Source organism: Skermania sp. ID1734, from assembly GCF_007489285.1.
Lineage (GTDB): Bacteria > Actinomycetota > Actinomycetes > Mycobacteriales > Mycobacteriaceae > ID1734.
Window position 1 is genome coordinate 57,647 of record NZ_VLIY01000021.1, and the last position, 22,651, is coordinate 80,297.

At 65.5% G+C, this 22,651-nt stretch carries 16 protein-coding genes and 1 pseudogene; 6 read left to right on the plus strand and 11 right to left on the minus strand.

The features are described from left to right. Positions 1-73: 73 nt before the first annotated feature. From FOS14_RS21535 to FOS14_RS21560, 6 genes are read right to left on the minus strand one after another with little or no spacing between them, the layout of a single operon-like run. Positions 74-880 carry an alpha/beta fold hydrolase gene (locus tag FOS14_RS21535; protein WP_143772913.1) on the minus strand — a complete coding sequence of 269 codons (807 nt, stop codon included), beginning with the start codon at positions 878-880 and terminating at the stop codon, positions 74-76. An 8-nt stretch (positions 881-888) separates the two neighbouring features. After that, positions 889-2,058: a CaiB/BaiF CoA-transferase family protein gene (locus tag FOS14_RS21540; protein WP_143772914.1), complete on the minus strand. Its 1,170-nt coding sequence runs from the start codon at positions 2,056-2,058 to the stop codon at positions 889-891. Continuing rightward, positions 2,055-3,635: a class I adenylate-forming enzyme family protein gene (locus FOS14_RS21545; protein WP_143772915.1), complete on the minus strand. Its 1,581-nt coding sequence runs from the start codon at positions 3,633-3,635 to the stop codon at positions 2,055-2,057. Before FOS14_RS21545 ends, FOS14_RS21540 begins: the two co-directional genes overlap by 4 nt. A 3-nt stretch (positions 3,636-3,638) precedes the next feature. Then, positions 3,639-3,899 carry a hypothetical protein gene (locus FOS14_RS21550; protein WP_143772916.1) on the minus strand — a complete coding sequence of 87 codons (261 nt, stop codon included), beginning with the start codon at positions 3,897-3,899 and terminating at the stop codon, positions 3,639-3,641. 21 nt (positions 3,900-3,920) lie between these two features. Further along, positions 3,921-5,843: a hydantoinase B/oxoprolinase family protein gene (locus FOS14_RS21555; protein ID WP_143772917.1), complete on the minus strand. Its 1,923-nt coding sequence runs from the start codon at positions 5,841-5,843 to the stop codon at positions 3,921-3,923. A gap of 22 nt (positions 5,844-5,865) precedes the next feature. Continuing rightward, entirely contained in the window at positions 5,866-7,953 is a 2,088-nt protein-coding gene (locus tag FOS14_RS21560; protein ID WP_143772918.1) for a hydantoinase/oxoprolinase family protein, read from the minus strand. 105 nt (positions 7,954-8,058) lie between these two features. Between FOS14_RS21560 and FOS14_RS21565 the strand changes: the two genes are divergently transcribed. Both FOS14_RS21565 and FOS14_RS21570 read left to right on the plus strand, forming a co-directional pair. Beyond that, on the plus strand, positions 8,059-9,006 hold the full coding sequence (locus tag FOS14_RS21565) for an alpha/beta fold hydrolase (RefSeq protein ID WP_185981883.1): 948 nt from the start codon (positions 8,059-8,061) through the stop codon (positions 9,004-9,006). A 72-nt stretch (positions 9,007-9,078) separates the two neighbouring features. Next, positions 9,079-11,967: an AMP-binding protein gene (locus FOS14_RS21570; RefSeq protein ID WP_143772920.1), complete on the plus strand. Its 2,889-nt coding sequence runs from the start codon at positions 9,079-9,081 to the stop codon at positions 11,965-11,967. A 52-nt stretch (positions 11,968-12,019) separates the two neighbouring features. On the opposite strand, the gene FOS14_RS21575 is transcribed toward FOS14_RS21570, so the two are convergent. From FOS14_RS21575 to FOS14_RS21585, 3 genes are read right to left on the minus strand one after another with little or no spacing between them, the layout of a single operon-like run. After that, positions 12,020-12,718, minus strand: a complete 699-nt coding sequence (locus tag FOS14_RS21575; protein ID WP_143772921.1) for a GntR family transcriptional regulator — start codon at positions 12,716-12,718, stop codon at positions 12,020-12,022. Positions 12,719-12,733: 15 nt separating this feature from the next. Continuing rightward, positions 12,734-13,627: a CoA ester lyase gene (locus FOS14_RS21580; RefSeq protein ID WP_143772922.1), complete on the minus strand. Its 894-nt coding sequence runs from the start codon at positions 13,625-13,627 to the stop codon at positions 12,734-12,736. 9 nt (positions 13,628-13,636) lie between these two features. Then, positions 13,637-14,989, minus strand: a complete 1,353-nt coding sequence (locus FOS14_RS21585; RefSeq protein ID WP_143772923.1) for a phenylacetate--CoA ligase family protein — start codon at positions 14,987-14,989, stop codon at positions 13,637-13,639. 82 nt (positions 14,990-15,071) lie between these two features. Between FOS14_RS21585 and FOS14_RS21590 the strand changes: the two genes are divergently transcribed. The 3 genes from FOS14_RS21590 to FOS14_RS21600 are packed head-to-tail and all read left to right on the plus strand — an operon-like array spanning position 15,072 to position 18,651. Further along, on the plus strand, positions 15,072-16,241 hold the full coding sequence (locus FOS14_RS21590) for an acyl-CoA dehydrogenase family protein (RefSeq protein WP_143772924.1): 1,170 nt from the start codon (positions 15,072-15,074) through the stop codon (positions 16,239-16,241). Beyond that, the gene (locus FOS14_RS21595) at positions 16,238-17,386 is read left to right on the plus strand and encodes an acyl-CoA dehydrogenase family protein (protein WP_143772925.1); all 1,149 of its coding nucleotides are present in this window, start codon (positions 16,238-16,240) and stop codon (positions 17,384-17,386) included. Before FOS14_RS21590 ends, FOS14_RS21595 begins: the two co-directional genes overlap by 4 nt. 35 nt (positions 17,387-17,421) lie before the next feature. Then, positions 17,422-18,651: an acetyl-CoA C-acetyltransferase gene (locus FOS14_RS21600; RefSeq protein WP_143772926.1), complete on the plus strand. Its 1,230-nt coding sequence runs from the start codon at positions 17,422-17,424 to the stop codon at positions 18,649-18,651. A gap of 118 nt (positions 18,652-18,769) precedes the next feature. Here FOS14_RS21600 and FOS14_RS21605 read toward each other — a convergent pair whose 3' ends face one another. Next, complete coding sequence (locus FOS14_RS21605; RefSeq protein ID WP_221936750.1) at positions 18,770-18,988, minus strand: alpha/beta hydrolase; 219 nt, start codon at positions 18,986-18,988, stop codon at positions 18,770-18,772. Positions 18,989-19,153: 165 nt separating this feature from the next. On the opposite strand from FOS14_RS21605, the gene FOS14_RS21610 reads away from it, so the two are divergent. Further along, a complete protein-coding gene (locus FOS14_RS21610; RefSeq protein ID WP_071935988.1) occupies positions 19,154-22,168 on the plus strand; it encodes a Tn3 family transposase in 3,015 nt (1,004 codons plus the stop codon). Between the two features lie 68 nt (positions 22,169-22,236). Here the strand turns inward: FOS14_RS21610 and FOS14_RS21615 are convergent. Continuing rightward, positions 22,237-22,651 (minus strand): annotated as a pseudogene (locus tag FOS14_RS21615) (TetR/AcrR family transcriptional regulator C-terminal ligand-binding domain-containing protein); the annotation flags it as partial.

Here is a 22,651-nt window from a genome sequence, read left to right on the forward strand (position 1 = left end):
TCGGCAGGCTCGTCGCCCTGGTATGGCCTAGATCACAATATAATATGCGATGTACAGAGGCAACGGTCGCCCGTCAGTCAGCCAAGAATCGCTCGATGATCTGGGCGGCCCGGGGTGTTTCATCGAACAACAGCATGTGACCGGCACCTTCGATCGCCCGCAGTTGGGCGTTGGGAAGCCGCGACGCCAGTAGGCGGGCGTTTGCCGGCCGCACGACCGGGTCGGCGCTACCCGCCAGCACGAGCGTTGGCATGCGCAGCGCTGGCAGCCACCGGAAACTGGTCCACCCGAGCACCGCGTATTGCTGATAGCGATAACCCGCTCGGGTGGGCGGGTGGCCCTCTCGCCCGTCGAGAATCGCGGCGAGCATCTTCGGATCACGCGCTGTGCGCCCACCGGCCAACAGTGGAATCTCCCGCTCGGCGGCAACACGATCGCGATAGCGCTTGGTGGACAGCAATGCTCGCTGCGCGCTGAGCTTCGGAGGGTGCACCCATACACCGCAGATGGTGGCGACCAGGACAAGCTTGCGAACGAATCTCCGGTGGCGGTGAGCGATTTCCTGCGCCACCAGGCCACCGAGCGAGTAGCCCAAGACGTCGGCCTGCTCGACCCCGAGTTCGCCAAGCGCATCCACGATGTAATCGGCGAGGGCCGGCACCCGAATCGGCAGCCTCGGCCGGGCGGAAAGCCCCGCCCCCGGACAGTCCACCATGACGACGTCCCGGTCCGGTAGAGCCTCGAGCAACGGCGCCCAGGATTCGAGCGATCCGCCCAGGCCATGGATCAGCACCAGCGGCGGCTCGCTGCCACCGCGACGGCGTTTGGTATGCAACCGCAGCCCCCGGATTACCACATCTTCCTCGGTTGCCTCGACCATTCACACTCCTATTCTGTTCGCGCAGCGGGTATTACCGCTGCGCCGCGTTCGATCAGCTCTGCCGCAGGCAGACCGGCCTCGCGCAACACCTCAATGGTGTGCTCGCCGGGAGCCGGTGACGGCCCAGGCAACGAATCCGCGGTCGCGGCGAACCGCGGCGCCAGACCCGGCTGAATCAGCCGACCATTGACGAGCACACTGCGCCGCGCGAATACATGTGGATGCTGAGCACCCTCGCGCAGGCCGAGCACCGGCGCCACGCAGGCATCGCTGTCGTGGAAGTGTTTGGCCCACTCCGCGCGGCTACGAGTACGGAAAATCCCCGCCAGCGACTCCCGTAGGCGGGGCCATTGGGTGGTGTCGTGCTGGTCGGCGGGATCGTATTCATCCGGACCTATGTCCAACTGCTGCAAGAGGATTGCGAAGAACTTGTTCTCCAGCGCTCCGACCGACACCCACTGCCCATCCGACGTCTCGTAGACGTTGTAGAACGGGCTGGCACCGTCGAGAGTGTTGGTGCCGCGTTCGTCTTTCCACTCCCCTGCGCCCAGCATCGAGTACGTGGCGGCCATCAGATGTGTGGTGCCGTCGACCATTGCGACGTCGACGACCTGCCCGCGCCCGGTGCGGGCGGCTTCCAAAAGCGCGGCAAGGACGCCGATCACCGTGTATGCGCCACCGCCGCCATAGTCGCCGATCAACGGCAGCGGCACCTGCGGCGGGCCGCCCGCAGAGCCAAGCGCGCCGAGCAGTCCGATAACCGACAGATAGTTGATTTCGTGGCCGGCGGTCTGGGCCAACGGGCCGTCTTGGCCCCATCCGGTCATCCGCGCGTAGACCAATCGAGGATTGCGCTCGAGCACAATGTCGGGCCCGAGGCCCAGTCGCTCCATCACTCCTGGCCGGTAGCCCTCAACGAGAACGTCAGCGGTTTCGATTAGTCGCAGCAGCGCCGCGTGGCCGTCGGGGTTCTTCAGGTCGAGAACGATCGACCGTTTGCCGCGGTTGAGCACATCTTGTTCCGGCGGTGCTGTCTTCATCTCGGCTGGTACCGGCCGATCCACCCGAATCACGTCGGCGCCCATGTCGGCCAGCGACATCGCCGCGAACGGTGCCGGACCGATGCCAGCCATTTCGATGACACGGAAACCGGCCAGCGGGCCCGCAGCTCTGCTCATACTCGACGCTCGCGGCCGGCCCAGAGCTTGTCCCTCAACTCGACCTTGTTGATCTTGCCGGTTCCGCCCTTCGGAAGTTCGTCGATGATGATCACCCGTTTGGGCACCTTGTAGCCGCCGAGGTGCTCCCGGCAGTAGTCGATCACTGCGTCAGCGGCGAGGTCGCAGCCGGAAACCAGCGAGATGACCGCGGTGATCGCCTCGCCCCACTTCTCGTCCGGTGCACCGAGAACGGCGACCTCGCGCACCCCCGGGATTCGCGACACAACGTTTTCGATTTCGCGCGGATACACGTTGAACCCGCCGGTGATGATCATGTCCTTACGCCGGTCGAGGATGAACAGGTAGCCGAATTCATCGATGTAGCCCACATCGCCGGTGTAGCACCAGCCGTCGCGGAATGCCTCGGCGGTCGCTGGGTCGTTACGCCAGTAGCCAGGGCCGACGTGTGCGCCGCGGGTGGCGATCTCGCCTGTCTCGCCATGAGGCAGGGGTTGATGGTTCTCGTCCACGATCGCAACCTCGACGAAGGTGGTCGGCTTGCCCGCCGAGGCCAGCCGCGGAAGGCCGCGGTTATTCTTCACTGTCACATGGTCTTTCGGCGACAACGCCGCGATCGGCATCTGGGCCTCGCTGGCACCGTAGAGCTGCTGCATTGCATCGCCGAAGTACGCGCGTGCCTTTTCCGCGCGGTCGGGTTGGATGGCAGATCCTGCGTACGGCACGATCTTGACGTTGCCGACCTGCCCGGTCGGGGCCCCCCGACGCTCGAGTTCCTCGAGCAGCATCGTGATCATGGTCGGCACCAACGGCAGTACCGTGATCTGTCCCGATTCGGCTAGATCGGCAACCTTCGGCGCCTTGAAAGCCGCCTCGTACATGTTGAGCCCGCCAGCGGCAGCGACCACTTCATTGATCCCACCGCTGAAGTGACTGATCGGTGCGGTATGGACCGCGACGTCTTCGGCTCCGAGGGAGGGCAATTCGTTCCGGATGCCGCGAATCCGAGCGCCCGCATTGTTGTGAGTTAGCTTGACGCCCTTGGGCAGTCCGGTCGACCCAGAGGTGTAGAGCACGGCGGCAAGATCCTCACCTTCGGGCAACTGCGCCTCCTCGTCGCGGCCGGTGGCCACAAACTCGTCGAATCGAGTTGCGCCGTCCGGCACAGCTGCCGGACCCATCGCGACGACGCCGCGTACCTGCGGTGGAATCCAATCGCGCCCTTTTGTTTTCAACCAGTCGGCATCGGCGAACACCACGGCCGGATCGGCGTCGGCAGCGATCTGCGCCAGTTCGGCCGGGTGCAGTCGCGTCAACAGGGCGACGCGGACGAAGCCGCCGATCGCCACGGCACGTTCGATTTGCGCCCACTCGACGCTGTTGGGCGAGATGATGATCACCCGGTCGCCCTTGGTCAGCCCAAGACCGCGCAACGCTGAGGCCAATCGTCGCACTCGGCCACCCAGTTCGGCGTAGGTGAGTTCTTCTCGGTCATCACGCACGGCCGGACGATCGGCGAAGTTCTCGAACGTGCTCGCATACATCTGACCGAGCGGGACAAGCTCGGTGCTGGTCATCTGCTACCCCACCCGCGAGGCAGGCCAGTCGCGCGCCGGCGAACGCCACGCCGGCCAATTGTCTTCGGGTTCCGGGCGCGTCACCGACAGGTGGGTGAAGCAGTCCTGACATTTGACGACCATCCGGGGACCGAGGTAATTGGCCACCGGGTACCGGGCGACATTGCGGCTCCCGCAGGAGGGGCATTGCGCCTCGACGGGTTTGCGTTCCACATAGACCCGGTCGGTCTCGGGTCGCGGAAACAGCAGGCGATCTACGGCCATGGCTGAATTCTCCTAATCTACTCAGACGATCCAGTGAACGGGCGCGGCCAGCGGAACCTGCCAGGTCCCGGCATCGCGTTCGGCAGACAGTTCCGCGCGTCGGACTTCGGTTGCGGCCACGTCCACGGCGTCATCGGCGATAACCACGCCGTAGCAACGCTCGGCCGACTCCCGACTGACGAGTCCATTGCGCACGTCCGTGAGCACCCTGTCCGGATCACGGCGCAGCGGGTCACCCCAGCCGCCGCCACCGCCGATGAGCAAGCGAATTCCATCGCCGGCCTTCAGGAGCAGGTTGGAGAACTTGCCGGTCTTGTAGCGGGCACCGAGCCCGAACTCACCGTTGTTTGGGTCCGGACGGCCCTGCTGGTCGAAGGTGCCGAAAAGCGGTTCCGCGCCGCGCAAATCGAGCGGGTCGGTGTGGCGGGCGGGATCGAAGTTTTCGATGTACCAGCCGCAGGCGGGCATGCCGGCGCCGCCGCCGTTGGAGCCTGGCGCGCCACGACGGAGTCGATCGGCGACAACGGTCACATACGTGTCGGATTCGGCGTAGATCGCGTAGACGGAACCGAGTCCGCCGCGGAATTGTCCGGCTCCGGCGGTGTCGATCACCATCTCGTGTTCGGCCACCACTAGGGGGCTTTCGATTTCGACGTGTTCCTGAACCGAGGTGCGGCAGTTGCCGATCGGGACGACGCAGAAGGAGACTCCGTCTTCCTTCCAGGTGCCGCCCCAACCACCGCCGGCCAGTCCGTATGCGCCCCAGGGCGTCCCTTCATGGCCCGGCCGGGTGTCGATGCCGCTGAATCCGATGTACACGGCGGTGCCGGTGTCGGGGGCGAAGGACTCCTCCGTGGCCTGGCTCAGCGCCTGGGTCACCACGTTGATGGCGCGCGGACCGATGTCGGCATGGCTCGAGCAGCTCGACGGCGGCAGCACCTGCACCACGCTGCCGGCCGGCAGCAGGACATCGATCGGGCGCAGCGTGCCGCTGTTGACCGGTGTGGAGGGGTCGACCATCAGTTTTACGGCCTCGATGCACCGGCCCGCCTCACACCAGGCGGTGCCGCAGTTTCCCAACGGTTGGCGACCGGAGCCGGAGAAATCGATTTCCATCGAATCCCCGCGCACCCGCACTGTCGCTCGCACGGGGATCGGGTCTTCGGTAACGCCGTCCTCATCGAGGAAGTCCTCGGCGGTGTAGTCACCGTCGGGGATGGCCGCGATACCGCGACGCATGCTGGCCTCGGTGGCGTCGATGGCGTATCTGCCTGCGGCGCGGACCTTGTCGAGCCCTCCGCGGGCAATTAGGTCCTGCAGCTGGCGCTCGCCGACTACCAGGCACCCGTGCAACGCCCGCAGATCACCGAGGACCAGCTGGGGCACTCGGTTGTTCTCGAGCAGGAAGTTGAAGGTCGGACGGACCGGAACATCGTTGGCGTACAACAGCGTCGGCGGCAGCTTCAACTGTTCCTCGAAGTGCGTCTGCGCGCCGTTGGAGAAGCCGCCCGGGATCGGTCCGCCGAGGTCCACCAGATGCGAGGTCGACTGCACGAGGAACTCCACCCGGCCGTTGACGAACACCGGCCGGAACAGGTTCACGTCGGCTTGATGCAGGGCCCCGCGCCACGGGTCGTTGGTGAAAATCACGTCGCCGGGCTGCATCGTGTTGATGTCCCAGTCGTCCATCACGAAATTGGCGATGTGGGGGGCGATGAAGGCGTGCTGCATGCAGCCCTCCCACAAAGCGGCGACTTCCCAGCCCTCGTCGGTACGCATATGGATAGCGACAGTGCAGTCGAGGATGTCGCGGCAGACCGGCGAGAAGGCGCTGCGCATCAGCGAATCGAGCATCTCCCGGGCGACTTCGATGAGACCGTAGCGAAGAATGTCGAGCTCTACGTCAACCGCGGGGCCGGTGCTGTCTTGGGTGGTGATTGTCATGGCTTGGTTCCTCAGCTCGGTGCTAGCTCTGCGGCTCGATGATCAGGTTGCGGTCGTCATCGACGTAGGCCACCCGACCGGGCAGCACGACGGTGGTGGCGAACTTTTCGGCGACCAGCGCCGGTCCCAGTACCCGCTCGGTGGGTTCGAGTCGCTCCCGAACGTAGATCGAGACCTCGACAGGTTCGGTGGTGCCAGGAACGGTCATGTGCGCCTTGCGGAGGAACGCGTCGCCTTCTTCGGCGGACAGGTCGGGCTTGCCGTGTTCGCGCGGGATGATCGCGGTCACCTCGACCGTGGAGACCACGACGGGAATCTCCGTGGCGGCGAAACCGTAGGAGTCCTTGTAGAACTCGTGGAATTGGGGAACAAGGTCTTCGACTCGCTCGGCGGTCAGGGTGTCGGCATGGATGGGCATGCGGTTGTCCCACGTCTGGCCGCGGTACATCGCAAAGACCGCGCGCTCGAAGCGGATGCGGTCCACATCGGCACCCTGGCTCTTCAACTCCTCGCGGATGCGCTGTTGCAGGGCAGCAAAGGCGGACTCGATCGCCTCGGCGCTCTCGGGCGCCAGCGGCGTCATGATCGACTGTGCACGGGTGACCATCAGATCGCTGCGCAGCAGACCCAGGGCGGAGAATTGCCCGGGACTGTTGGGCACGACCACGGTGTCCAGGCCCAGGATCTGGCCGACCCGGTCGGCGAGCATCGGCCCGGCCGAGCCCGACGGCTGCAGTGCGAAGTCGCGCACGTCCAAGCCGCGGTAGACCGAGATCGTGCGCACCTTGGCGGCAATGTCCTGACACGCCACCTCATACGCGGCAGCGGCAAGCTCGAGCGCCGACATCCCCCACTGCTGGCCGGTCTTTTCCAGCGCCGCGCGAGATGCGTCGACATCCAATGTGATGGCACCGTTGGCAAACAGATCCGGCTGCAAGATGCCCATCATCGCGCACGCGTCGGTCAGCGTCGGCTCGGTGCCGCCTCGCTGGTAGCAGACCGGACCCGGGTTGGAACCTGCGGAAGCGGGACCGACGGCCACGTTGCCCAGTGCGTTCGGTGCGATGATGCTGCCCGCGCCGGACCCGATGCTTTCGACGTCGACAAGCGGCATGGTGAGAGTGAGCCCGGTCTCGAGCGTCCACAGATCGGTCAGAGGCGTCTTGCTGTGTCGAATCGCCGCCACGTCTGTGCTGGTGCCGCCGACGTCGATGGTCAGCAAGTTGGAAAAGCGCGTTTCGTTGGCGAGTTTGACGCTGCCGCTGGCACCGCCCACCGGGCCAGACACCAACTGGAACACGGGATTACGGCAGGCATCGGCAAACGAGGCGATACCACCGTTCATCATCATGATCCACAAGGTGCCGCGGTACTCGCCCTCGGCGAGGCGGTCCATCAAGCGATTGAGGTAACCCACGACCGCCGGTCCAACGTAGGCATCCAGCGCCACCGTCGTGGTGCGCTCGTGCTCCTTGGTCACCGGGTACAGCGCCGAGGTCTGGATATAGGCATCTGGCAGTTCTTCGGCGATGATTTCAGCAGCGCGTCGTTCATGGTCGTCGTTGGTGTAGGAGTTCACCAGACACACCGCGACCGCCTGCGCGCCTTGCCGGCCAAGTTCCCGGGCCGCCTCGCGAACGGCGTTCTCGTCCAACGGCAACAGCTCCGAACCGTCGTAACGCAGGCGCTCAGGGATTCCGAACCGCGATCGGCGCGGCACGATCGGGCGCTCCTGATGTGGGCGCAGCCAGGTCGGGTCGTAAAAGCGGTCACCGAACTCTCGGTGCATGCGACCGATGTCGAGCAGATCCTTGTGGCCTCGGGTCGCAATCAGGCCAGTCGGGGCGCCGGTCCGGCTGAGCAGAGCATTGATGCCGACGGTGTGGCCGTGCACGATCTCGGCCACCTCCGGTATCTCGACGTCAATGGCGGCGATGCTCTGCAGCACCCCCTCCTCCTGCTGAACCGTGGAAAGGACCTTGCCGTCGCGAACCTCACCGGTCTTGCGGTTGAAGCCGATGATGTCGGTGAACGTGCCGCCCACGTCGATCCCGACGATCCACTCGCCGGTTTGCTGACCAGGTCCGGCACTGTCGAGTTGAGTGGTCACTAAAACGCCTCCGTGTGATCCGCGCCACTAGATATAATATATGAAATCAAGTGCTGTGTTCCTTGTCAATGTGTTGGCTCGGCCGCCGCTCGAGAAAGGTCACCCGTGGCTGATCACCGAACGCCGGCACGGCCGCGCACCGGCTGGTCGCGCCTGGCTGCAGCGAGTGCCGCACTCAACGCCTGGGGCATCCGCGCTGAGCGCGCGGCCCGGCGCACCAACGGATCGACGATCCGGCGTCGACGCGCCGCGGAACTGGCCGGCGCGCCGGGATGCTGGGCGCCACGTTGTGCCGTGCACTGGCACGAAGGCGGCGCCGGTCAACCGTTGCTGCTCCTCAATGGTTTCGCGGCAAGTGGGCTCGTTTGGCCAGGATCGTGGGTCCGCGACCTGAAACAGCGCTTCCGGGTGATTCGCATCGACAACCGCGGCACAGGCTGGTCACGCAACGCACCTGCGCCCTTCACGATCGCCGACCTTGCCGATGATGCGGCCGCAGTTCTCGATGCGATCGGCGTTGAAAAAGCTGTGATTCTGGGCTTTTCGATGGGTGGGGTGATTGCCCAAGAGCTGGCAGTTCGCCACCCGGACCGGATCGCCCGGTTGATATTGGTGTCGACAATTCCGCCGGCGCCTGCGCATGTGCCCACCGACTTGCGCGTCCTCATGCCGCCTCCGGCGAGAATTCCCGTCGGCAGCAGGTCGCAGTCCGAACTGCTCGCCCGGTTCTACCTGGGCACGTCCGCGCGTGCCTTCCATCCCGAACCGGAAGTTGTCGACGAACTCGCCGCGCAACTACACGCCCGTCAAACCCCGGTCATCAGCGCGTTGCAGCAATGGCGCGCGAGCATCGCGTGGCGCGGACCCGGCAGGCTAGCCGCGATCACTGCACCAACGACGATCGTCACGGGTGCTGCGGACCCGATCGTGCGGGCCCGCAACGGCGACACACTCGCGAGGCTCATTCCGGGCGCACGCTGTGTCGAATTCACCGACGTCGGCCATCTGGTGCCGTGGGAGGCGCCAGAGACGCTCAGTCGATTGCTCGAATAAACGGGAGCATAATATAGGATATTGCGTTACTGATGTCTCGGAACCAACCTGGGAACCGCCGAAAGGCCTGCCATGCCCAACTTGCCCAAGCTGCCCGACCTTCCGAAGCTGCTGCGCCGGGTTGGCGTGACGGCGGTGAACGCCACCGACGTTGTCCGTCACGGTGGCCTCGAGACGGACAACGAGTACTCGCCCTATGAGGTAGTGAGCAGCCACAGGATCTACAAGCTGCGCCGGTACTTTCCCGACGACGTGCCCGAGAACGCGCCGGTGATGTTGTTGGTGCACCCACTGATGATCAGCGGCGACGTGTGGGACATCGCGCCGGACACCAGCGCCGTCGCCGCCCTGCACAGCATGGGGATCGATGCGTGGACCATCGACTTCGGCGACCCGCAGCATGAGCCCGGCGGCCTCGAGCGCACCCTCACCGACCACGCGCTCGCCGTCAGCGACGCCGTGGACGAGGTACGCGCGGCGACCGGACGCGATGTAGTGCTCGGGGGGCAGTCCCAGGGCGGCATGTTCAGCTACCAGGTCGCGGCCTACCGGCGCGGCGATGGGATCGACTCGCTGATCACCTTCGGCTCGCCGGTCGACACCCGGGCGCCGATGGGCGTACCGATGTCGCCGGAAACTGCGGCGACGCTCGCGCGAGCATACTTGGATTCAGGTCTGGCACGGCGTATTTCGATTCCGGGCTGGGCGATGCGCGGTGGGACGCAGATGCTCACGCCCATCGGCGTGGCAAAAGGCAAGGCGCAGTACTACTTGAACCTGCACGACACCGAACGCCTGCTCCCCCGTGAGCGGCTGCGAAAGTATCTGGACGGCGAGGGTTGGACGGCATACTCGGCCCCGGCGTTTGCCGAACTGCTCGAGCAGTTCATGGTGCACAACCGGATGCTGGAAGGGGGCTTCGTCTTCCGCGACCGGCTGGTGTCGCTCGCTGACATCGACGTGCCGATCCTGACGGTGGTGGGAACGACCGACCTGCTTGCGACTCCACCGGCGGTACGGGCAATCCGTCGGGCCGCGCCGCGGGCCGACGTCTACGAATTGACCATCCCGATCGGTCATTTCGGCATCATCGGCGGTGCCCGGGCTCGCAAAGTCACCTGGCCGAATGTCGGGGCGTGGATCAAGTGGCGCAACGGCGAAGCGGAATTGCCCGAGGCGATCGTGCCGGCCGACCAAATCCCGGAATGGGACCCAGTCGACGCCGGCACCGTGCGCCGGGTGATCGGCTGGACCGCCGATGTCGGGGTAACTGCAACGGCGCGAGCGATTTCGACGGCCACCGGGGCGATCAAGGGCGCCGAGGAGCTGCTGCACGCGGGCATCGATCAGCTGCCGCGACTACGTGAACTGGGCGACTTCAAGCCAGGTACCCAGATTTCGCTCGGATTGCTGCTCGACGAGGCGGCGCAGCGCGACCCGAACAGCATCGTGTACGCGTTCGGCGACCGGGTGATCCGCCACGGTGACTTCAAAGTCCGCGTGGACAGCATCGTCAACGGCATGATGAGCCTCGGCATGCGACCGGGCGAGCGTATCGGCGTGCTGATGAGCTCGCGCCCCTCGGCGTTCAGTGTGCTCGCCGCGATCAGTCGGCTGGGAGCCACCGCAGTGCTGCTGCGGCCGGACGGCGACCTCGAGCGTGAGGTGCGACTCGGCAAGGCGAGCTGGTTGATCTCCGACCCGCAAAATGCCCGCAATTCGGAACTGCCCGGCGTCACCTGGTGTGTCCTCGGCGTCGGCGCCGACAGTCGCGAGCTGCCCGCGCACGTGATCGACATGGAGCAGATCGACCCCACCCGGGTCAGGGTCCCGAGCTGGTACCGGCCGAACCCGCGAAAGGCATCCGACATCGCCTTCGTGCTGTTCACCGGAGAGGGCGCCGACACCCGAGACATTCTCATCACCAACCGGCGCTGGGCACTCTCGGCCCTCGGAGCCGCGTACGCCGCCGGCCTGCAATCCACGGACACCGTCTATTCGGTGACCCCGCTGTATCACTCTTCGGCGATTCTGCATGCGATGGCTGGCGCGATCGCTTCGGGGGCGCGACTCGCACTGGCCAGCGGTACCGACCCCGACACCTTTTGGGAGGAAGTGCGGCGCTACGGCGCCACGCACGTCTCCTACACTTGGGCGTCGCTGCAGGGGATCACCGATGGCCCGACGCATCCGAGTGAGCGCGACAATCCGATCCGGGTGTTCATGGGATCGGGTATGCCACATGGCATGTGGCGCCGGGTCAGCGAGCGCTTTCCCTCCGCTCGCGTGGTCGAGGTCTATGCGTCGGCGGAGGGTGATGCAATCCTGGGTAATCCGACCGGCGCAAAAATCGGTTCCGTCGGCCGGCCGCTGCCCGGCACACCCGAGGTGCGGGTGGTCGAGTATGCACTGGCGTCGCAGCGCATCGTCACAGGAACCGACGGATTCGGTCGCGAGGCCAAACCGGGCACCGTCGGCATGCTCGTGGTCCGCGGGGAAAACACGCCGCGGCGCAGTGTGGTGCCGCTGCGCAACCTGTTCGAGTCGGGCGATTCCTGGATGTCCACAGGCGACTTGTTTGTGCGCGACCACGACGGCGACCTGTGGTTCATCGACCACATCGGTTCCTTGGTTTGGACCGAAAACGGTCCGGTGCCCCCGTCGGTCGTCACGCACGCCCTCGAAGACATTCCGCAGGTGGCCCTCGCGGCCGCGTACGGGGTCGGCCCCACCGGGCAGGAGGTGCTCATCGCGACGGTCACCCCGCTTCCGGGAGCGCGGGTGGGTGAGTGGGAGATCAATCGGGCGGTTCGCGCACTGCCCGCCGACCACCGCCCGGCATATGTTCAGTCCGTGCAGATTCCGCTCACCGCGTGGTCCCGGCCACGGGTGGAGCCACTGCGCGCCGCTGGCATTCCCCAACCCGGCGAGAACGTATGGCGTTTGGACGAAAAAGCTTGAGCGTGTTGTTGTTCAGGCCCACCGGTCCAGAAGTGCCTGAACAACAACACGATCAATCTCTGCCAGTCACCGGCTCCCAGAATCCCCGCGCCTCGAGAAACGCGACAGCCTGGTTGCCGCCGTGCAGGAAATGACTCTCCGTGAGAGCGCGCGCGGTTGAGCCCGACCGCCCCTTCAGCGCCTCGAGAATCTCTCGATGATCCCGGTGCCCGGTCTGCGCCCAGTCCGGGTGGGACTCGTAAAAGCCGAGCGGTATAGCGCCATTGAGGCGTTTGAGCTCGGAGTTCAACCGCCGTGAGGCGGCTGCCTTGTTGATCAACCGATGGAACTGGAAGTTCAGCTTCTCCTCGTCGGCATTGGCCGCGCCCGATTCCATCTGGTCGGCCAACTCGGCCAACTCGGCCAGCGACGCCGCGGAAATCCGGGAGGCGGCGCGTTCGGCGGCCATTCCGGAGATCACGCCGAGCATCCAGTAATGATCGCGGATGTCGTCACGGGAAAGTCGGGCGACGAAAGCCCCTCGGCGCGGGACGATCTCGACAATGCCCTCGACCTCGAGCCCGATGAGCGCCTCGCGTACCGGCAGCTTGCTGACGCCGAGCCGTTCCGCGATCGAGTCCTGGTCGATCCTGGACCCCGGCCGCAGCCCGCCCGCGAAGATCGCCCGGCGGATCTCCTCTGCGACGGACTCCTTCAACCCGGCAATGGCACGCCGCGGCTGACCGAGCTCGGCGTAGTTCACGGCAGCCATGGTCGAATCACCGCCTCACGCGTGTGCGCTCACCGCTTCGGCCAACGCAATGACACCTTCGGCCGTCTTCACGTGGGCGATGTCGATGTGCTGACCCTCGAAGTCGACAGCGGCGCTGCCCGCCGCCTCGGCCTCGCGGAAGGCATCGATCATGCGGCGGTAGAACGCAACCTTTTCCGGTGCCGGGGTGAACACCTCGTTGGCGATCGCGACGTGCAAGGGATGAATGCAGACCAGGCCGCGGTAGCCGAGGCCGCGGTTGTCTTCGGCGAACCGACGGCAGCCGTCGAGGTCTTTGATGTCTTGCCAGACCCCGGCGACCGGGTGATGCAGGCCGGCGGCACGGGCGGCGAGAATGATTCGGCTGCGCAGATACAGCGTCTCCAATCCCGCTGGAGTGAACTCGAATCCGAGTTCGCGACCGACGTCGGCGTTGGGACCGGTGGCGCCCAGCAGGCTGGCGACACGAGGGCTCGCCGCGGCGATTTCTTCGCAGTGCGCCATGGAGACCGCGGTCTCGAAGCTGACGATCAGTCCGACAGTGTTCGGTTCGAGGCCCTTCCTTTCCTCGAGGTGGGACACCACGGCGTCGATGCGCACAATCTCCTCGGCCGTGAACACCTTGGGCAGGAACAGGCCGGCAAGTCCCCGCCGCACAACGGCTTCCAGGTCGCCGCCCAGCAGACCGCTCACCGAGCTGTTGGGCCGCACCCACAGGTCGGCGCGGATGTCTCGAGAGCCGAGCCGGTCCAGCGTTTCGGCGACGGCCTTGCGGCCCTGCGCCTTGTCGGCGATCGGCACCGAGTCCTCGAGGTCGAGGATTACTGCGTCCGTGCCGGACGCAAGCGCCTTGTCAGCCCAGCTGGGCTTATGGCCGGGTACGAAAAGCATTGAGCGGTAGGGTTTCACAGAGTTCTCCTAAGTGTTGACGCGTTCGATGAGTGCAACTTTGACGTGGTCGGGACGCTTGAGCGTCTTGTCCGGAACGAGTTCGACTACGGTCTTGACGTTCAGCGCCGACCGGATCCGTTGCTCGATCGTCGATTTCAGCGCGGCACGCTCCTCGGCGTCGAGCCCGTCTGCATGTTCGACCACCAACGGCAGCGGACGTTGGGTTGAATGGCCGTCGAAATCGGCCCGGATCCGCATCTCGCCGGTCGTCGCCGGCACCAACTCGCCGATGAGTTGTTTGATCGCCGACGGAAACACGTTGATTCCGCGCACGATCAGCATGTCGTCGGTGCGCCCGACACAACGCACCTTGTAACCCGTGCGCCCACACGGACAGTCGGTCCCAGTCACCACCACGTGGTCGCGCGTGCGGAACCGCAGCAGCGGCGAAGCCTGTCGTCGCAATGCGGTGTAGACCAACTCGCCCTGCGCACCTTCGACCGGCGCTACCTGTTCCGTCGTGTCCGGATTGATCAGCTCTGCAATCATCAGATCCGGTGACAGGAAGTGCATTCCGTCGCCGACCTCGCACTCGCCCCAATACGTGCAGGCAATGTCGGTTCCGCCGAGCATCTCTCGGGCCGTTGCGCCCCACAGTGATTCCAATTTGTCCCGCACCGACAGCAGACCGCCGCCCGGTTCTCCGCCGACGCTGATCGTGCGCACTCCGAGATTGGCCGCCGCCTGCCCGACGATCGCCGGCGCCTGCTCGGCCAGGTGAGTCAAGAAATACGGGGTACCAATCAGTGCGTTCGGGCGCTGATCGGCCGCGACCCGCAACAACCGCTCCGCTCCCGCCTCCGCCCCGATCGGAATGTCCACGATCCCCATGTAATGCAGGATCTGCACCACGGGTAGCCCACCCACGAAACCTTTGCTCATCCCGAATGCGTGCAGCAACCGATCACCGGGGCGAAATCCGTTCGCATACAGCGCTCGGGCTCCCAGCTCGCACCACGTCGCAATGTCGCTGCGCGTCAAACCGACATATGACGGGCTGCCGGTAGTGCCCGACGACGCCTGAATCTGCACGATGTCGTCGCCGTCGGCGGCAACGTGCGCACCCAGCGGCGGGAACTGGGCGAGGCTGTCACGCAACTCCTGTTTTTCGGTAAACGGCAAATCGGCAAGATCGGCTACTGTCTTGACGTTGTCCGGATCGACACCGTTTTTGGCGAACTTGTCTAGGTAGAAGGCGCTATTGGCAGCCAGGTAGGCGATCTGTTGACGCAGTCGTTCGTCCTGCGCCGCACGCGTGTGTTCAGCTGGCATTGCTTCGATTGCGTTCCAGTAGCGCGCGGAGAATGGAGCGGCGGCCATGCATGCCTCCCGGTGGTTCTCTTGCATCCGAATCTGATGATATTATATTTTTTATCACGAGCACAGCCCTAGGAGCGACCCGATGCCGGCAGTGAGTCCCGAAGACTTCGAACAGATCCGCGCGCTCGTTCACGAATTCATCTGCAGCAAAGTGGTGCCGCGTGAACAAGAGATCATGGACACCAACGCCATACCGGAGGATCTGCGCAAGCAGGTCGCCGAAATGGGCTTGTTCGGGTACGCGATTCCGCAGGAGTGGGGCGGGCTGGGCTTGGACCTGACCCAGGACGTGGAACTGGCCTTCGAATTCGGCTACACGAGCCTGGCGTTGCGGTCGATGTTCGGCACCAACAACGGCATTGCTGGGCAGGTGCTGGTCAACTTCGGCACCGACGAGCAGAAATCGCAGTGGCTCGAACAGATCGCTTCCGGTGACGTCGTCGCGTCGTTCGCGCTGACCGAGCCAGGCGCCGGATCGAATCCGGCAGGCTTGCGGGCTAAGGCCGTTCGCGACGGTGACGAGTGGGTGATCGACGGCCAAAAACGGTTCATCACCAACGCGCCTATCGCGGACCTGTTCGTGGTGTTCGCCCGTACCCGCCCGGCCGATAAGTCCGGCACGGGCATCGCGGTGTTTCTCGTGCCGGCCGGCACCCCCGGCGTCGAGGTCGGCGTCAAGGACAAGAAGATGGGCCAGGAGGGCGCCTGGACCGCGGATCTGAGTTTCTCCGGCGTGCGAGTGCCGGCCTCGGCGCTGGTCGGCGGCGAGGAGGACGCCGGGTACCGCGCCGCGATGACCTCGCTGGCACGTGGCCGCGTACACATCGCCGCACTTGCGGTCGGCCAGGCTCAGCGCGCCCTCGACGAGTCCGTCGCGTATGCCGCCGCAGCCACCCAGGGCGGCACCCCGATCGGCGACTTCCAACTTGTGCAGGCGATGATCGCCGACCAACAGACTGGGGTGATGGCCGGCCGCGCGTTGGTGCGCGAGGCCGCTCGACGGTATGTCAGCGGCGAGGACCGCCGCATTGGTCCGTCGGCGGCGAAGCTGTACTGCACCGAGATGGCCGGTAAGGTCGCCGACCTCGCCGTGCAGATTCACGGCGGCACCGGATACATGCGCGAGGTGCCCGTCGAGCGCATCTACCGCGACGTGCGTCTGCTGCGTCTGTACGAGGGCACCAGCGAAATTCAACGACTCATCATCGGCGGCGGGCTGATCCGCGAGGCAAAGAAAAGGGGCGGGCAATGACATTGACCGAGGACGAGCAGCAGATGGTCGGGTTGGTCTCGGAATTCGTCGACGAGCGGGTTCGTCCGCGGGTACGCGAGTTCGAGGCCGACGACGTCTACCCCGCCGAATTCATCGACGAAATGAGGAAACTCGGCTTCTTCGGGTTACTCGCCCCCGCCGAGTACGGCGGTGTCGACGTGAGCACCGCCTGCTTTGCCCGGGTCACCGAGGAACTCGCGCGCGGCTGGATGAGCCTGGCCGGCGCGATCGGCGGGCACTCGGTGATCACCTATCTGATCAAGACCTTCGGCACCCCCGACCAGAAGCGAAAGTACCTGCCGAAGATGGCCGACGGCTCCATCCGCGCGACCATGGCTCTGACCGAACCCGGCGGCGGCAGCGACCTGCAGGCCATGCGCACCTATGCCACACGCACCGCAAACGGGTGGTCGATCACCGGCTCTAAGACGTGGATTTCCAACGCCGCGCACTCCGGGCTGATCGGCCTGCTGTGTGTCACCGACCGCGACGCCACACCCGCCCACCGCGGCATGAGCGTGATTCTCGTCGAACCCGGTGCAGGCCTGACCATTTCGAAGAAACTGCCCAAGCTCGGATACCGCGGAGTGGAGGCGTGTGAGCTGGTCTTCGACGGGCGCACGGTCGGCGACGACGCGATCCTCGGCGGCACCCCCAACCTGGGCTGGTCACACATGATGCGCGGTCTCGAGGTCGGCCGGATCCAGGTGGCCTCCCGCGCACTGGGGGTCGGACAGGCTGCGCTCAACGACGCGGTCAAGTATGCGCAGGAGCGCGAATCGTTCGGTAAACCGATCTGGAAACACCAGTCCGTGGGAAATCTGTTGGCAGACATGGCCACCAAGATGCGCGCCGCCCGCCTGCTCACCCTCGACGCCGCCGAGAAACTCGACGCCGGCGAACGGGCCGACATGGAAGCCGGCATGGCCAAACTGTTCGCCTCCGAGGCAGCCATGCAGGTCGCCCTCGACGCTATCCGTGTGCACGGCGGCTACGGCTACTCCAAGGAATACGACGTCGAACGCTACTTCCGCGACGCACCGCTGATGATCGTCGGCGAAGGCACCAACGAGATCCAACGCAACGTCATTGCCGCACAACTGATCGCGCGCAACAAAATCTGACGCACACAAACAGCCAGGAACGGAGCTACCGCGCTATGACCCAGCCGGCCCTGCGGCGTGCTGCAATCGTCGCCCCAACCCGAACACCCGTCGGCACGTTCGGCGGTTCACTGCGCGACGTCCCGGTCGAGGACCTCGGTGCCATCGTGGTTCGGGAGGTCCTGAGCCGTTCGGGCATCGACCCGGAGCGCATCGACGACGTTGTCTTCGCCCAGTCGTATGCCAACTCGGAGGTGCCCTGCGTAGGACGCTGGATTGCGCTGCACGCCGGATTGCCCATCGCCGTTCCAGGCATGCAGCTAGACCGTCGCTGCGGTGGGGGCCTGCAAGCTCTGGTTACGGCCGCAATGATGGTGCAAACCGGTTCCGCCGACGCGGTTTTGACCGGTGGAGTGGAGTCGATGAGCCGCATCGAGTACTACTCGACGGCCACACGCTGGGGCGCGCGATCCGGCAACACCCAGCTATACGACCGGCTGGACCGCGGCCGCGAGCGTTCTCAGCCGGAGGCCCGGTTCGGCCGCATCTCCGGAATGATCGAGACCGCCGAAAACCTCGCGAAGGACTATGGAATCAGCCGCGCCGAGGCCGACGCCTACGCGGCGCGCAGTCATCATCGCGCCGCCACCGCGTGGAAGGACGGCCGGTTCACTGACGAGGTGGTCGCGGTGTCGGTGCCCCAGCGCAAGGGAGATCCGGTCCTCTTCACCGCCGACGAAGGTGTACGCCCCGATTCCACCGTCGAATCGCTGTCGAAATTGCGCACGATCGTCCCCGATGGAACTGTGACTGCCGGCAACGCAAGTCAACAGAACGACGCTGCTGCGGCGTGCTTGGTGGTCGCCGAGGACATGCTCGACGAACTGGGGCTGAAACCCCTCGGATACCTCAGCGGGTGCGCGGCGGCGGGATGCGATCCCGCGCGCATGGGGATCGGGCCAGTTCCCGCCGTGGCCAAGCTCGCCGCCCGATCCGGCACCGACACGAAGGTCCTCTTGGACGAACTGGATCTAGTCGAACTCAATGAGGCCTTCGCGGTACAGGTCCTCGCCGTACTCGCGGGCTGGGGCTGGGCAGATCACGATCGGCTCAACGTCAACGGTTCCGGAATTTCGCTCGGCCACCCCATCGGCGCGACAGGCATGCGGATGGTCACTACATTGCTGCACGAACTCAACCGGCGAGGCGGCCGAAAAGGTCTGGCCACCATGTGCATCGGTGGCGGGCAAGGCCTGGCCGCCGTGATCGAGTCGGTGCACGCGTAACACGGACAGACCGTCGCGGGACTCGCTACCGCAGCAGCTACGCGAACGGAAGTAGAGGTCCCCGACTTGTGTTGGCATGCAGTCGGGGACCCCCACTTCCATTTGGTAGGGCGGACGATCAGCCCGCCAAATGCTTACCGAAGAATTCGTCGAGCTTGGCGACGGCCTGATTGACGTAGGCGTCTTTGTCGTACAGTGCAACGTGAGTGGCGCCGTCGATCACGAACAATTCCTTGGGCTCCTTGGCCTTGTCGATGGCCTCTTCGCTGAAGTAGGCGGTGTCGGCTTCCGAGCCGGCGATCATCAGCAGCGGCCGGGGCGAGATGTAGTCGATCATCGCGAACGAGTCGTATTGGGGTTCCGGTAGTAATCGCGCGGAAAACAACACATATGGCTGGACCAGCGGCGATGGTGTTGTGATCGGTTCGGGCTGCGGGCGGGTGCGGTAGGTGCTTGGCTTGGCTGCCGATGAGGTTGGTCGGTGTGCTGGAGGTCGGGTTTCATGGCGACGCAGGTATTCGCGGCTGAGGAGTTGGCGCGTCTGCGGGAGTTTCCAGAAGTCAGCCGCGAGGAGCTGTTCCGGTTCTTCACGCTGACGTCGGCCGATATCGCGTTCGTCGCGCCGGGGCGGGGGCGTGGTCCGGAGGATCAGCTCGGTCTGGCGGTGGCGTTGTGCACGCTGCCGTGGCTGGGGTTCGTGCCGGACAAGGTCGCCGCCGCGCCGCCGGTGGTGGTGGCACGGTTGGCGGATCAGCTGAAAGTCGATGCGTCGCAGATCCGTTCGTACGGCCGCCGGGCGCAGACCCGCACCGCGCATCTGCACCTGGTGGCCCAGTACCTGAGCTGGCAGAGCGCGGGTGCGATGGAGTTGAAAGAACTCGACGAGTTCCTGTTGGCGCGGGCGATGGAGCACGATTCCCCGACCCTGCTGTTTCGGTTGGGGTGTGAGTATCTGATCTCGGCGCGGGTGATCCGGCCCAGCCCCGACACCGTGGTCCGCCGCGTCGTGCACGCGCGTGAGCAGGCCCAACGAGAGACCTACGACCGGTTGGCGCATGAGCTGACGCCGCAACGCTGCGCGGAGTTGGACGGCTTGCTGGTCACCGATGTCTCGATCCGGATGTCTCGGTTGCGGTGGCTGTCGACGCCTCCGGTGGAGGCGTCGACAGCCGCTGTGCGCAACGAGGTCGAGAAGCTGGAGTTCGTGCGCGGTTTGGGCGCGGACACTCTTGATCTGTCGGTGTTGCCGACTGAGCGTCGCCGGTTCCTGGCCATGCTGGGCCGCCGTCTGACCGGGCAGGCGTTGGAGCGTCGCGATCCGCAGCGCCGGTATCCGATCTTGTTGACGGTGCTGGCGCAGTCGGCCGCTGATGTGCTCGATGAGGTGGTGGCGTTGTTCGATCAGGCGCTGTCGGGGAAGTTCAGTGCCGCGGAGAACCGGATGCGCGAGCAACTGGCCGACCGGGCGAAGACCGGGGAGGACCGGCAAGCGCTGCTGGATGACCTCCTATCCATCCTCATCGACCCGCAGATCCCTGATGAGGATGTGGGCGGGTTGATCCGGGGCGGAAGCATCGGGTTGGAGCGGTTGCGTGCGGCGATTGCGCAGGCCCAGCCGCGGTTGCCGCGTGATCACGGGCATCTGGCCGCTCTCGATAGTTCGTATTCGTATCTGAGGAAGTTCACTCCGGCGGTGTTGTCGGCGGTCCGGTTCTCCGGTGGTACGGCGGCGACGGAGTTGCTGATCGCGGTGGACATGCTGCGCGAACTCAACGCGACCGGTCGCCGCAAGGTGTTCGACGACGCACCGGCGGGGTTCGTGCCGACCAAGTGGCGCGGTTATCTCGAGGAGGCCCGCAAGACCGGCAATACCGTTGCCTATCGTCACTTTTGGGAGCTGTGCGTGCTGCTCGGGTTGCGGGACGGGCTGCGTACCGGGGACGTGTTCGTGCCCGGATCACGCCGCTACGCCGACCCGGCCGCCTACCTGCTCACCCCGACCCAATGGGAGCCGCAGCGAGCCGAATTCTGCCGCCTGGTCGACAAACCCGCCGACCCGGCCGCCGCGTTGGCCGCGCTCACCGACGAGTGGTTGACGGCGGTCGGTGAGCTGGAGCAGATGCTCGCCGCCGGTGACGGGCCGGTGCGCTTGGACGAGACCGGTGATCTGGTGATCTCCCCGCTGAGCGCCGAGGACATTCCGACCGAGGCCATCGAGTTGAAGGCCGAGCTGACCGAGATGCTGCCGTTCGCGCCGATCGTGTCGGTGCTGATCGAGATGGACAAGCGCACCGGCTACCTGGATTGTTTCACCCACGCGGGCGGCAAGCAGACGCGGAGCCCGGAGTTGAAACGCAATCTGATCGCGGTGCTGCTGGCGTACTCGACGAACCTCGGTCTCACCAATATGGCTGCGGCGTCGGGGATCTCCTACGACATTCTGTCCTGGACCGCGGAGTGGTATGTGCGGGAGGAGACGCTGCGCGCGGCGAACCTGGCGATCATCGGCTACCACCAGAGACTGCCACTGACCACGGTGTTCGGCACCGGCACACTCTCGTCATCGGACGGGCAGAGGTTCCCGACGCGCGGCAAATCGGTCACCGCCCGTGCGGTGAATCACTTCTTCGCCGAGGAGGGCCTGTCGACCTATACCCACGTCACCGATCAGCACACCACCTACGGCACCAAGGTCATCGTTACCACCCGCCGCGAAGCCCACTACGTCCTGGACGAAATCCTCGGCAACGCAACGGATCTGCCAGTCACCGAGCATGCGACCGATACTCACGGGGTCACCCTGGTGAACTTCGCGCTGTTCGATCTGCTGGGGATGCAGCTGTCCCCGCGTATCCGGGATCTGGGCAAGATCACCCTGTACCGGCCGGTGCCGCGCGCCGAGGCCGACACCCTGTTCCCGCACGCCGGCGCTCTGCTGACACGGAAGTTGAACCTGGACCTGATCGCCGAGCATTACGACGACCTGCTGCGGCTGGCCGGATCGCTGAAGTTCGGGCACGCCACCGCCTCGCTGCTGGTCGGCAAGCTCTCGGCGTCGGGAAGACAGAACGCCCTCGCCGCAGCATTGAAAGAGTACGGGGCGATGCGCCGCACCATCTATGCCTGCCGGTATCTGACCGACCCTGACTACCGGCGCAAGATCTCGCGCCAGCTCAACAAGGGCGAATCCATCCACGCCCTCAAACGTGGCCTCCTCTATGCCCACGAAGGAGCCTTCCGCGCCCGTCACTTGGAAGCCCAGACCGAGCAGGCATGGTGTCTGACCCTGGTCACCAACGCCCTCATCACCTGGACCACCGAGTATTACGGGCTGGCGGTCGAGCAGATGCGCCGGGCTGGGCGGCGCATCGACGAGGAGGTCTTGGCCCACATCTCGCCCGCGCACAGCGCCAACATCAACTTCTTCGGCGCGATCGAGGTCGACATCGACGCCGAGTTGGCTCAGCTCGGACCCACCGGCTACCGGCCGTTGCGGGTCCGCGACACCCTGTTCTGAATCCGAACCGACCGCGCGCCGGGGTGCGCAGACGAGGCGATCGGGCAGCGTGGCAGGGCTTTTGCCGACTACCCGCGGTGGGCGGTGAGGAAGTCGTCGACCAGGCGTGCGCAGTCGTGGTGGTCGATGCTGTGCAGCCCGGTCAGGCGGGCGAAGACGATCGGGCCCAGCAGCTGGATGATGGCGAAGCTGGTGTCGAGATCACCGAGGTGGGCGCGGGCCTCAGGGCTGGTGAGGATGTGGTCGAACGGTTCGCGGTAGCGGCGGATGACCTGGGCGCGCAGGGAGGTGACCGCGCCCGAGTCAGGGGGTGCGCCGGGGTCGGGGGTAATGGATCCCATGGCCAGCCAGGACAGGGTGGTCAGCTGGAGGGGAGCGTTCTCGATCAGGTCGGCTTGGGCGGTGAGCAACGCGATCAACTGCTCGCGCACGGGCCCGTCGTCGGGTGGGGTGTCCACGCGCGGGAGTAGGCGTTCGAAGGTG